This is a genomic window from Rossellomorea sp. FM04394, assembly GCF_041889765.1.
In the GTDB taxonomy this organism is placed as follows: domain Bacteria; phylum Bacillota; class Bacilli; order Bacillales; family Bacillaceae_B; genus Rossellomorea; species Rossellomorea aquimaris_B.
On sequence record NZ_CP168654.1, the window covers coordinates 3240301 to 3252228 of the forward strand.

Below are 11928 nucleotides of genomic sequence, written 5' to 3' on the forward strand. Positions count from 1 at the left end.
CCCTATATAAAATAATTTTTTGTATAAAAATAAAGGCAGTTGCCGTTTTAGAGTGCTTTCATTAAAGATTCGCTTAAACCAAACAATGAAAATCCTTCACCATACTGCTGAATTTTTCTTTTTCCTCTAAATGAGGCGAATGGTCACTATCCTCGAAAATATAGAATGATGAATTTGGAACAAGATCAAAAATTTCTTCAGAATAAATAAATGGGCATTGAGAGTCGTGCTTTCCACAAAAAATGATTGTCGGGGTTTGGATTGTTGAAAGGTCTTCCCTGATATCATATGTTGGCAATTCGGAATAAGAGTAATAATCCAAACGCTTTTGAACCACTTTACCGCTGCTTGGCTTAGAAAAGTACTCCTCGAATCTGGCCGGGTCATACAAGGACATCTCGGTCCATTCCCTGCTTGCTTGTACCCGTTCTTCTTTTGTTGATTCTTCAGACTTAAGTATGGAAACGATCTCTTTCAATCTATTGTTATCGGGATGCTTGTCACAATAGATACTCTCCTGATGTTCCACATATTCATTTGTAGCTGATGCTCCACCTACAACCAACCGTTTTAAAGAATCAGGATGATGTGCAGCATAAACCAATCCTAACATCCCTCCAGTGGAGTGGCCGGCAAAGTTCCAATCATCATACCCCAATGCAACCCGGACAGCTTCTAAATCCTTGCATGTTTCATTCATACTTAACTCATCTTCATTTCTAACCTCAGTGGAATTCCCGGTTTCTTTAAGATTTACAAGGTACACCTTAAAATCGTCCACAAACCTGTCCGCAAAATTATAGCCACGCTCGTTAAATTCGTTATATAGATGAGTCACACATAATGGTTCACCACTCCCGGCTTCAAATACTTCAAAAGCCCCTCGTTCTGTTTGAATTAGTTTCTGTACCCACATAATGTCTCCCCCGTTCTTTTCATGGTCGGTTAACTGAATACAACAAAAGATATTTTTTTAAAACATTTACTTACTACCTATTAGACGTTAATCAAAGAGTGAAAGTTTCGATTTCTTTCATTAACTTACGAATTGTAAAGGGCAATAGCCGCAGATCAAGGTGATCTGCGGCTATTGCCCTCTTTATCAAAAGAGAGTTTATAAATCTATTTCCATCCGCCTGATTTTCGTCTTCAAATTCATTGATTCATAGAATTTTATAGCATCTTCGTTAAATTCCCACACACCTAATTCTAATGAGTCAGCTTCTATCTTCTTAGCGAACTCCACTATTTTTTCAAAGAATCGTTTCCCCAGCCCTTTTCCTCTGCACGTACGATCGACACCAAAATCGTCCATATAAACCACTTTCTTTGGAATGAGGATAGGCCTTTCCGCTGTATGTTTTATTGTAAGGATGGTATATGCGATGGGTTGGTCTTCTTCCACCAGGAATACCTTCGTGTCTTCTCCATCTATCAAATTGTTGAAATACTCTTTGTCTAACGTGGTATCAGCCATCCTATAATGGTCCGGTCTTTTCTTTACATGAATTTCGTGAACCTGTCTTTGCAGTTGATGAACCGCATCATAATCATTCTTTGTGGCTTCTCTCATATGTATATCCAATATATGTCCCCCTGATCGTTGTTGTTTGAGTTTTAGTGACTGACTTATTAAAGCACACTGGCCCATTAGTCTAATAACTTCAACAAAAAAAGCGTTAATCCTCCTTGGATCAACGCCCCTTATCTTTATATAACTTTCATCCCTTTTAAAGAAATCGCTGCATTAATCATTTTTTTCTCTTATCTACGCTGGATGGCTTATACTCCCCTACTAAGTCTGACTGATATTCTGTATTACTTAGTACTGTGTTAAAAAAATGACTGAATAGTGAAGAGTAAATACCACATTCGTAACCAGCTATTCAGTGGACATTATCTATTTCATTCCCTTTTTTTTGAAAGTCTTCAGGAAAATTGTTAAGAAAACAGGCGCAGCGTAAGAACAGGTGAAAACTCACTGGGCCTTGATTGTTAGTCACGACCAATCGTATCGTTCAACTTAGCGCGATGCTTGTCACTCCAAGTTTCCGAGCCCTTCACCAGTTCATCACAGAAAGCAGCCACGTCCTCACCCGTGAGGTCAGTCACTTTCCTGCCTTCCGCTGCACCATCCTCGAACAGATCGAGAATGCCATTGAAAATACGGCTGGTGTCCTTCCAGTCGGTGAGACCACTAGTGGTCCACATATATTTTTGGATCGCTTTGTAAGCGTGGAGGTATTCATCTGGAAGTGTTTTCGCACGCGCCTCCATCTCCTTCCATTCCCGCTTGTCAGCCAAACTTCCGGTGATTTTTTCAATAAACTTCATCTTATCCTCTCCTTTTGATTTCTTTCGTTTTGAGTTCGTTCATTTTGCTTGAAACGAAATCCCATTTCCCCCAGAAAACGTCGAGCTTCTCACGACCTGCTGCGTTAAGTGTGTAAAATTTTCTAGGTGGTCCCACAGTAGATCGCTTTTTTTCAATGTCCACCAAATTGTTTTTCTCAAGGCGCATGGTAATCGTATATACTGTACCTTCGACCACATCGGTGAAGCCAAGATCTCTCAGCTGTTGCGTGATTTCATAGCCATACGTTTCACCACGGCTGATGATCTCAAGCACACAACCCTCAAGCACCCCTTTCAGCATTTCTGTGAAGTTTTCCAAATGTTCACCCCCGTATTTGTATTTCATTATAATTTCGGTACTCTGCATAACAGACATTTTCCACTCTGTACTCAGTAACACTTACTACTGGTATATAGTATGACAAAGTAGTGTGGTGTGTCAACAAATATTTACGATATACAATGCATAACAAGCATTGACAGGTTTATATATGCAGTATAAGATACACATATAATAACTATGCATAGATTTACTATGTATCTGGAGGTAGAGTGTCTATGAAGATAAGTAAAGAGTTGCTTAAAGGGAGTACCACTACTCTTATTTTAAGCTTGCTTCATGCTAAACCAATGTATGGGTATGAAATTATTAAAGAATTGGAGTTGAAGTCTGACGGGATATTCAGCTTGAAAGAAGGAACGATCTACCCTATCCTTCACACCCTCGAGGATAAAGGGTTGATTGTCTCTTACTGGGGAGAAGGGACTGGAAAGAGAAAGAGAAAATATTACAAGTTAAATGACTCCGGAAGAGAATTTATTCAGGAAAAAAAAGAAGAATGGTCCGTTTTCAAAAATGCAGTTGACGAAGTACTAAATGGAGAGAAAATCATATGGGAGTAGAAAAGAAGTTCGAAGTGTATATTGAAAAATTGTGTAAACGGATCAGGAATAAGGATGTACATGCTAGTATAAAGCTTGAAATAAACGATCATCTTCATGCACTTAAAGAGGATGCCATGCAGAGAGGTCTCTCTGAAGAAGAGGCTATAGATAAAGCATTGAACCATATGGGAGATGCAGAAGTATTGGGGAAGCAGTTAAACAAGACACATAAAGCCCCAATGGATGCTAAAACCATTCTTCCAGTGCTGGCAGCTTCCCTATTTGGGTTGTTAGTCATGTACTATTTACAATTTCATTCAGCTATTACAGAGCTTCATGAAATGAATGTATTTAATAAAAGTCTTGTTTTTTACTTGATCGGCCTTCTGCTCATGCTAAGCCTGTTTACCTTTGATTACAGAAGATTGCTGAAGTACTCCAATCACTTTTATGTAGGAACTATCCTCATTCTTTTAGTGACCGTTTTAATCGGTGTCAGAGTCGATGGCGTGCCATATTTAAATGTAGGAGTTGCCAGTATTAACTTCACGGAAATCACTCCATTTCTTCTGGTCATTTCCTTTGCAGGAATCTTTCATTCATGGAATTGGAAAGAGAATCAAAAGTCTTGGCTGGGAATAGGCATCCTTTCCATACCTATCATTTTATTGGCAACGACAGGAGCCTTTGCAGCTACTTTTATTAGTATTATTGTCTGCACAGTGATCATGCTTGTGTCGAAAGCCACTCTCAAACAAGCTATAACATTTTCAACAGTAGCTACCATATGGCCAATCGTGCATCTGTTCGTTCAAGCTCAAACGTATACGCTGACAAGTCCTTATACTGACCTAAAGTTAGGAGACGCAGATTTTATAGGAAAAACCCCTCATGACACTCCTAGTTTTATTTCTGAAGTCCATACAGATTTCATCTTTGCTTATACCATCTACTCATTTGGCTGGTTGGCCGCAACCATTGCTTTGGTGTTGATTGGATACTTCATTTACAGAATCTCCAGTACGGCTAAAAGCGTGAAACATGTGTATGGTAAACTGCTTATTATAGGCTTGGCAGCTACATTCACAGCTCAGTTTATACTAAGCATCCTTACAAACCTGGGGTTATCGGTTCTGCCTGGTGTAGCCATGCCATTCATGAGTTTTGGTGGCTCACATATTTTGCTTGAAATGATTGCTGTAGGGTTCATATTAAGCATCTATAGGAGACGTAAAACCGTTGATCAACCTTTAGCATACAACTAAAGGAAGAAAATAATTGTAATGGGGCTTTTAGCAGTCGCAGCAAGTTCTTGCTGTTTTGATTCAAATTTTATATAAAAGAGACTGGGTAGAGTGATTCCGGCCCTACTCTACTTAGTCTCTTGCCTCAATATAAACTCAACGCAACTTGGCAATCATCATCAGATTTTCCCGCGCGGTTTGCGTGCCGTCTAAAGTGGCAAACCATCCAGTCATGCTGATGCTCTATCTCCCACGACCAATTGTATTATCATGTTAGCTGACTCCAGAAGAAATGAAACTCAATCCAATCACTCATTTTCCAAAAGCTTTTTTGATGAAGCCTTTACTATAAGAAAGTGAGGACTGGTCATGAGATAGTGATAAGACTTTTCTTTCACTTCTTTCATCTTTTCTTGCGGTTGGGGTTCAATCAGCTCATCGAGATTGAAGAATTGAGTGGTTTCATTAATAATCCTTTGCATGGGTCTCCTGTAAAAGCTTACGTCAATCGTAATATTCGGTTTGTTCCAGGTTTCTGTGAGGAGTTGGGTTTGAAAATAATCCTCGCAATTATGTCTTGTATAGTCCATGAATGGGTGATGAACCGAAAATAAAAAGGTTCCACCAGCTTTTAGAATGCGGTTGAATTCTTGAAATGGATGAGTCCAATCCTTGAGATAATGAAGGGTAAGTGAGCTTACAATCACATCAAAGGAATCATCTTCAAACGGGAGGGGTTCTTGAAGATCATGGCATAGGAATGTCGCTTCTTCACCTAAACGATGCTTCGCTGCTTTCACCATTTCGGAGCTGATATCTATACCCGTAACTTTCGCCCCTTGAAGCAATAACTGCGAAGAATACCATCCAGCTGCACAACCGGCATCAAGCACTTTTTTCCCTTTTAATTGTGGCGGCAAAGCCGTCATCATCGCCGGGCGTTCATAATATGCGTTATAAGGACTTTTCTCATCGACGTCGTTTTGATATGTATCGGCTAACTTATTATAAATGTCTTTCGTAGGTTTTCTCATTTAATTTCCCTCTTTCATGCCCTTGATAGTAAAAATCAATTATTAGTAAACTAGCTTCCGATAAAAGGGTAAGTACCAAAAAGAAAGCACCACTTTCATAAATAAGTAAACTTACTATGGCGGTCTCCAAACACTTTGGCAAATATTCTTTTCATCTACCTCTGGTAAGTATAAGTTCAACCTTTTTCGTTTAAATATTCACCATAAAGCAACTCCATTGCTTGAATAATCTTACTGTCAGCATCCTGACTGTTTAATCTATCAGGTAAATGAATTGCCCCTAATGCAAAGATATAAGGGTTTTCATTAAAGTCACCAATTATTCCGATATCAACAACAACATTTTCTAGTCCACCTGTCATATGGTTTAAATGGTGTGCTGGTATTTGGTTTATATCACCGTTTTGTCTAACCAATCCGTTAATGATTGGTGTCCATATGAGAGGTTTTGTTTTGTATCCTTGATAGATACGTATCATCAAATCAAGCATTTCGTTTAGCTGAGCCTTATTTTCAAGATCCCTTGGGTTTTCAGTAACATTTATTGTAGGATAATAAGACTGGATGGACTTATTTAACTTTTTCCATCCACCACAAAAATCAACTATACATCTAGCAATATAGCTATCGTGACAAGCAATCATTACTTCAACCGCCTCCCTCAAAGGAAGGCTTTGTCTGTTTTGTAGATGAGGATAAAGTTCTTTGCTGTCTTCTTCTGGATTAAATGATACTTCTTCAACAATGGCATCCCAATTAACCAAATCATCCTCTACCCATTTCGCTACACAAAATGCTATCGCTACTTTTGCTGCTGATGCAAGGGGGATTTTAAGTTCACTATTTAGAGAGGTATTTTCTTTATTTTCATTAGTGGAATATATAGTTATCCCTACCTCTCCAACATCTATTTCTTTAAGTTTTTCTATAACTTTACTCACTTTCCTTCACCTGCTTCGTTTTCTTTGCTTCATTCATGCACAAATACCCCGTTAATCTGCCCAATAATGGAATAGTTAGCCTCTACTAGCAGGTTTACTGAATATGGATTATAAATGGAAATCAGCTGACTGATTTCCATTTATAAACCCGTTTGCGGAAGAAACTATATATTCCCAAACCAAGGTAAAAAAGAATACCAACTGCCATTATGATATGTCCCCAAACCATCCACCCCATTCCAGTCCACCCTCTGATATACACAATCCCTATAATAAAGGCGATGTATCCTAGAAGTATGACGGTGAAGGGCGTGATTACCACTTTTTTAAACTTTGTAAACAAAAAGTGAACAAAAAACAAAATCACAATTACACTCAAGACTTCAACAGATGTTACCGCTTTCCAAATATATTCCCCCATACAAAAAACTCCCCCTAAATATTGATCTTTACATTCTGCCCTTTAACTTAATACCAATTATTCCAAAATACAGCAACTTACTCAAGGGGATATCGAAAACTAAATAGAGGCTCATCCTGTTCCGGATAAGCCTTCGTTTGATAAGTAAGATCTATACATGAATTTGTTTAAATTTTTTTGAAAGAGTAATTATTTTTTCTACAATTACTTGTTCACAATCTGCACTTATTGATATCATTTCTTTCGCAAAAGGAGCTAAATGTTTGTGGTGACCAATCATAACCGTATGTAATGCGTGTTCGAACATTGAGATATCATTCGCATCGTTCCCAAAAGCAATATATGTATTTTCTTCTATTCCAAGCGTTTTTAATGCACTCCATTTATTAATTCCACTTGGGCTGATATCCAGTACATTTTCGTTAGCGTGTGTATTTACATAGACATTGAGTTTCGAAAGTTTTACTGATAGTTCATCCATATTATTAGAGGTAAGAAACAGAATCTTAACGATTGAATCAAGAGAATCCATACTAACCATTTTGGCTAACTTTTCAGGGTCTAAATTTTGAAGTATAGGGTGTGTATCTGGTCCAGTATACGCATAGTCCCAATGACCGTCTATTAAATAAGTAGCATTATATTCTTTGATAAGGTTTTTTATATCTCTCATTTCATCTGTCGAGAACGAGTTGGAATGAATTACTTTTCCTTCTTTTGATATTAAAGAACCATTTCCACCAATCATTGTATAATGGTGAAATGCTTCGTCTATGACAGGTAGCATATCTCGAATCGGTCTTGCCGAGGCGAAAATGACTTCTATACCTGATTCTGTCAACTCTGACAATGAATGAAGGATCTTTCTGGAAATTGGTTGTCCTTTAAAACAAACTGTCCCGTCTAAGTCAAAAACAAATCTCAAAAAACTCACTCACTTCCGTATAAATGATATTCCAAATTATAACATAAAAAATTATTACTTAATCTCATTCTCCCTAATTAGATACAGTTCACCGTAACGCCTTTGAGGGAAAAATTAGCGAATTAAATTTTTGAAATTCCCCTCCAAGCAAAAAGGATCTGAAGTCTTACTTTCAGATCCTGTCCATATTGAGGCTGTATTTCCCCATCAAATCTTCATGAATTTTTCAGTGGTACCTATTTATTCATTCGCTTGTTAACTTCAATCGTAATGAATTCCGGCAAATAATTAGGCGTACATCCTTTTGATACCATTTCATCTTTGTAAAGTCCCGTTTTCTCACCAAGCTTCATACAACGTGCTCGATACTTTTCATCATAAACGCCTATCCAGCCTGCGGTAAAATTCATAGCCCATTGAACTTCCGGTTCTTCCTGCGTAATAGTAGCTTCAATTGCAGATAGTAAGTCTGCAGTGTTATCAGGCGGTGTTTGTCCAGTCCATCTCAATCGCGCTTGAAAATACCAGAAAGCTCGTCTTTGAAGGGCAGAAGGGCTATTCTCCCATGACTCCATCAATGCAATGTTCTTCTTGTTTTTAGTCAGCTGATTAGCCATTAACCAATCCATTAAGTTATTTCGTTCATCAAATGTGTGAGTCTGCATATCCTTATCAAGCTCATTTAGTACATCTTGTGAAAGAAGCTTTTTGTCCATAATTAAGATTGCCAATAGTCTTGGCAAAAACTCTCCGGTTGACCAAAGTTCCATAGCTAGTTTGTGATCTTTTTTAATGTCCTTCGCGATTTTTCGTAAGTCGCCTAGCTTCGTTTTACTATTGATCTGAGATAGAATATTTTCTGCCTTTGATGAGCGTTTTATTTCTGTGCTTTTATTATTATTCATTTGACACCACTCCTTGTTCAAGCATATTTCATAATATATTTTGGGGGTATATATCAGTAACTTACTTCCGTTATGAGGCTTATTACATACGATTGTACCATAACAATAAGGGAGTGATTTCGCCGCGATTTAGTACGATTAAAAGCTACTAGTGCTAAACAACATCTTCAACAATCTGGCACGTTAGCTGAATAAGAAAATTCATTCATTTAGATGTAAATACAATACTTCATTAGCATCCGGAGTTTTTACTAGCAATTGATTGTACTTGGTTAAACATACTCCAATACACTCTTCTTCATCACTGGTATCAACTTTTAAATTGAATTCTTCAGGCAAGAACAATAGATAATCACCAGCAATTCTTTCCCATAAATCCTGTAAATATTTCATGTCATTTTGGCTAATGGTTTTTGTATATGGTTTACTTATGTTTTTCCCATTCATGCAGTTTGGTTCATACCACCAAAGAATAGTGCATTTTTCGGAACCATAAATACTTGTTATGTAGTCAAATAAGCTGATTAACAATTCTGTTTTTGGTTCTGCTAATGGGAATTCTATCAATACCTTTAAATCAGCTTTTTGTCTGATATCTTGATTTAAACCAATTTGATCTAGAAACCCTTTCCAAGTCACTTCCATCCCATCTCCTTAGCTTGGTAAATAATTTGAAAATCTAATAGAACGACCTCCTCGTTAGAAAGAAAGTGACTTCCCTTATTAAGCAATACATGAATAAGTGTCAATTGAAGTATTATAATGACCGAGGAGTGTCAGGCATTGTATTAACAAGAATTAAATATATAAGTACATTAGCTGGTAAGAAAAGAAATAGTAGTCTTACTCCGAAAGAAGGAATACCGAAATATTTCGCTATCCCTCCACAGACACCGCTTATGGATTTATATGTTCGCGATTTTTTTAATTTGTTTTTCAATTCAACTCCCCCTACATGATTAACAGAGTAATTGAAGCTCGAATTATCCCATTAATTTGCCATTTAATGAAATACCGATAAAGCTTAAGAAAGCAGCTGATAAGAGATTTCATGAAGTTTGTATAGACACAACGAGTTTGACTATATGCCTATTTTTTATAAAACAGCATATGATGAATGACTGTTTCATCTTCATATATCCTGTACGGATATCCATCTATTAATCACAGAACCCTAAAATCTTTCATGCTTTCTCCAAGAATATAATGTGAAAACCACATCAAATTCTGCTTCATAATTGCCGCATTCGTAGTTGGCTGGTCAGCACTATAAGCCATTCCTTTAAATATAATTAATTCTGTATCTACTTCCATATCCTTTAATCCTTGATGGAGCTCATAGGAATTTGGAGTTGGGACCCTCGCATCCTTTTCTCCATGTTGGATCAAGGTGGGCGTGCAGGCTGATTGAATATAGGTCATAGGTGATGTTTTCGCATAGATCTCTGGATCATTCCAGGGGGTATCCCCTAAATACATCTTAATAAAGGAAGGTATATCTGTATTCACATAGTGGTTGCGCCAGTTCGTAATTCCGCCCCCGACGGAAGCCGCCTTAAATCGATCACTGTATATCGAACAGAAGGCTGATATAAATCCACCTTGGCTCCATCCCATCACCCCTACACGGTCCTTATCCACCATCCCTCTTTCTGCGAGTGCATCCACCCCGGATATCACATCTTGGCAGTCACCTATTCCCAGGTTTCGATAGTTTGCTTTTAGAAAGTCATTCCCATATCCTGAACTTCCTCTGTAGTTTGGTTCTAACACGATAAAGCCCTTTTCAATAAACTGCTCAACAGGATATTTATCATTGAAACAGCCTGAATGGATCGGGAAGGATGCCCACCCAGGACCACCATGGATGAGTAGCAGCAAGGGATATCGTTTATGGGGATCAAAGTCTGCCGGCGTTGATAACACCCCTTCTATTTCAAGATCATCACTACTTTTCCACGAGATGACTTCCCTGTTACTTTTCAGTTTCCCCTTAAACATATGATTCTCATTTGTTATTCTTTTATCGTCGAGATAGACTTCAAAGGTTTCATTGGGTGTGGCCTTACTGTAGGCAAGATGCTCCCCATTCTCGGTTATTGAAACATCTTGTATAAAGCAGTCCTTTGTTTCGCTAACCATGCTCACCTTACCATCCTCAGATAACAACCCTATAAGGCAATTCGTTTTATCCTGCCACTTAATGAGAATCCCTTTAGCCGTCCACCGTATGGGCATGACCGTACTATCAAAATCGGTTAAAGGCTGGATGTGCTCTCCACTAATAAGATCATAGATCACCAGTGTATTGCCTCTTATATGTGTCTTATAATGAGCCTTCTCCTTTATGCTTGCTGTATAAACTATTTTGGTGCCGTGAGGAGAAAAGCAAACGCTCCCTCCCAATAACTTATTTCCATTCACCTTATGTAACTTTCTAGATTTCCTATCTAGTATGTATAAATCTTTATTCTGATCATCTTCCGCGTCCGGACTTGGTGTAGCCATAAATACAACCTTTTCCCCATCCCTTGAAATATCAAATTCGCTGATATGAAAATCCTTATCGTCAGTTAGTTGATACGTAATGCTCCTTTCGGTTTTTTCCTGACACTCACTGCTAGAATCGTTTATTTCTATGTAATATAAACTATGATTCTGGTATTCCTTGCCTATATGATGGAAATCTCCATAAATCTCCTTGCGTTTCTTGATTTCTTCAGGTTCCTTTGACGGTGCAACATAATAAAAGCCCTTGCCGGCAGGCTCCCACTTGAATTGACTGACCCCTTCTTTCTTATCCGTCATTTGCAAACTACTATGACCATCTAATGATTCAACAAAGATCTGATTTTTCTTCTCATCCCCGTCACCAACTGAACGAAGGTATGCAATCTGTCGGGAATCAGGGGACCATAAGGGAGATGAACCCTCTATATCGCTGGTTGTTAATGCGTAGCATTCTCCCTTATCTTTTTCATATATCCATATGTGATTCGGATATGTATTCTCTTCCCAATCAGCTGTCCGTTTGACAAATGCTGCGTTTTTACCGTCGTCACTTATATGAATGCCTGATAAGGTTGGGAATGAAATGAGATCTTCTATGGTTAGGTACGTATTTTCGTATTGATTCATTGTAAGCCCCTTTATTTTTTAGAAAAATTTGTTATTTCAATTATTTCAAACTCCTTCAGGTTGTACAATCCCCTATTAAA

Annotated in this window: 14 protein-coding genes; 2 read left to right on the forward strand and 12 right to left on the reverse strand. The window is 38.0% G+C overall.

All coding sequences use genetic code 11. The features are described from left to right. Positions 1–73: 73 nt before the first annotated feature. The 4 genes from ACCB35_RS16350 to ACCB35_RS16365 form a co-directional block, all read right to left on the reverse strand. A complete protein-coding gene (locus ACCB35_RS16350; RefSeq protein ID WP_374054505.1) occupies positions 74–916 on the reverse strand; it encodes an alpha/beta fold hydrolase in 843 nt (280 codons plus the stop codon). 198 nt (positions 917–1114) lie between these two features. After that, positions 1115–1585 (reverse strand): N-acetyltransferase family protein, encoded by a 471-nt coding sequence (locus ACCB35_RS16355; protein WP_374054506.1) that lies wholly within the window; start codon positions 1583–1585, stop codon positions 1115–1117. A gap of 410 nt (positions 1586–1995) precedes the next feature. Next, entirely contained in the window at positions 1996–2334 is a 339-nt protein-coding gene (locus ACCB35_RS16360; protein WP_374054507.1) for a DUF1048 domain-containing protein, read from the reverse strand. 1 nt (position 2335) lies between these two features. Next, positions 2336–2674: a PadR family transcriptional regulator gene (locus ACCB35_RS16365; protein WP_374054508.1), complete on the reverse strand. Its 339-nt coding sequence runs from the start codon at positions 2672–2674 to the stop codon at positions 2336–2338. 239 nt (positions 2675–2913) lie between these two features. Between ACCB35_RS16365 and ACCB35_RS16370 the strand changes: the two genes are divergently transcribed. Together ACCB35_RS16370 and ACCB35_RS16375 are read left to right on the forward strand one after the other, a co-directional pair. Next, positions 2914–3258: a PadR family transcriptional regulator gene (locus ACCB35_RS16370; RefSeq protein WP_374054509.1), complete on the forward strand. Its 345-nt coding sequence runs from the start codon at positions 2914–2916 to the stop codon at positions 3256–3258. Next, positions 3249–4505, forward strand: a complete 1257-nt coding sequence (locus ACCB35_RS16375; protein WP_374054510.1) for an FtsW/RodA/SpoVE family cell cycle protein — start codon at positions 3249–3251, stop codon at positions 4503–4505. The genes ACCB35_RS16370 and ACCB35_RS16375 overlap by 10 nt, the downstream gene beginning before the upstream one ends. A gap of 287 nt (positions 4506–4792) precedes the next feature. On the opposite strand, the gene ACCB35_RS16380 is transcribed toward ACCB35_RS16375, so the two are convergent. The 8 genes from ACCB35_RS16380 to ACCB35_RS16415 all read right to left on the reverse strand — a co-directional run bounded on the left by ACCB35_RS16380 (position 4793) and on the right by ACCB35_RS16415 (position 11848). Continuing rightward, positions 4793–5518 (reverse strand): class I SAM-dependent methyltransferase, encoded by a 726-nt coding sequence (locus ACCB35_RS16380; protein WP_374054511.1) that lies wholly within the window; start codon positions 5516–5518, stop codon positions 4793–4795. A gap of 176 nt (positions 5519–5694) precedes the next feature. Then, the gene (locus ACCB35_RS16385) at positions 5695–6459 is read right to left on the reverse strand and encodes a serine hydrolase (protein ID WP_374054512.1); all 765 of its coding nucleotides are present in this window, start codon (positions 6457–6459) and stop codon (positions 5695–5697) included. A gap of 121 nt (positions 6460–6580) precedes the next feature. Beyond that, the gene (locus ACCB35_RS16390; RefSeq protein WP_374054513.1) at positions 6581–6880 is read right to left on the reverse strand and encodes a hypothetical protein; all 300 of its coding nucleotides are present in this window, start codon (positions 6878–6880) and stop codon (positions 6581–6583) included. Between the two features lie 151 nt (positions 6881–7031). Then, the gene (locus ACCB35_RS16395) at positions 7032–7805 is read right to left on the reverse strand and encodes an HAD-IIB family hydrolase (RefSeq protein ID WP_374054514.1); all 774 of its coding nucleotides are present in this window, start codon (positions 7803–7805) and stop codon (positions 7032–7034) included. A 236-nt stretch (positions 7806–8041) separates the two neighbouring features. Then, a complete protein-coding gene (locus ACCB35_RS16400) occupies positions 8042–8710 on the reverse strand; it encodes a DNA alkylation repair protein (protein WP_374054515.1) in 669 nt (222 codons plus the stop codon). A gap of 201 nt (positions 8711–8911) precedes the next feature. Next, on the reverse strand, positions 8912–9355 hold the full coding sequence (locus ACCB35_RS16405; RefSeq protein ID WP_374054516.1) for a hypothetical protein: 444 nt from the start codon (positions 9353–9355) through the stop codon (positions 8912–8914). Between the two features lie 112 nt (positions 9356–9467). Continuing rightward, a complete protein-coding gene (locus tag ACCB35_RS16410) occupies positions 9468–9650 on the reverse strand; it encodes a PspC domain-containing protein (protein WP_374054517.1) in 183 nt (60 codons plus the stop codon). A 224-nt stretch (positions 9651–9874) separates the two neighbouring features. Continuing rightward, positions 9875–11848 carry a prolyl oligopeptidase family serine peptidase gene (locus ACCB35_RS16415; RefSeq protein ID WP_374054518.1) on the reverse strand — a complete coding sequence of 658 codons (1974 nt, stop codon included), beginning with the start codon at positions 11846–11848 and terminating at the stop codon, positions 9875–9877. Positions 11849–11928 lie beyond the last annotated feature (80 nt).

Coding starts and splice junctions, on each gene's coding strand:
- ACCB35_RS16375 (WP_374054510.1), top strand. CDS start 3,249: ATGGGAGTAGAAAAGAAGTTCGAAGTGTATATTGAAAAATTGTGTAAA.
- ACCB35_RS16360 (WP_374054507.1), bottom strand. CDS start 2,334: ATGAAGTTTATTGAAAAAATCACCGGAAGTTTGGCTGACAAGCGGGAA.
- ACCB35_RS16390 (WP_374054513.1), bottom strand. CDS start 6,880: ATGGGGGAATATATTTGGAAAGCGGTAACATCTGTTGAAGTCTTGAGT.
- ACCB35_RS16400 (WP_374054515.1), bottom strand. CDS start 8,710: ATGAATAATAATAAAAGCACAGAAATAAAACGCTCATCAAAGGCAGAA.
- ACCB35_RS16350 (WP_374054505.1), bottom strand. CDS start 916: ATGTGGGTACAGAAACTAATTCAAACAGAACGAGGGGCTTTTGAAGTA.
- ACCB35_RS16370 (WP_374054509.1), top strand. CDS start 2,914: ATGAAGATAAGTAAAGAGTTGCTTAAAGGGAGTACCACTACTCTTATT.
- ACCB35_RS16380 (WP_374054511.1), bottom strand. CDS start 5,518: ATGAGAAAACCTACGAAAGACATTTATAATAAGTTAGCCGATACATAT.
- ACCB35_RS16405 (WP_374054516.1), bottom strand. CDS start 9,355: ATGGAAGTGACTTGGAAAGGGTTTCTAGATCAAATTGGTTTAAATCAA.
- ACCB35_RS16415 (WP_374054518.1), bottom strand. CDS start 11,848: ATGAATCAATACGAAAATACGTACCTAACCATAGAAGATCTCATTTCA.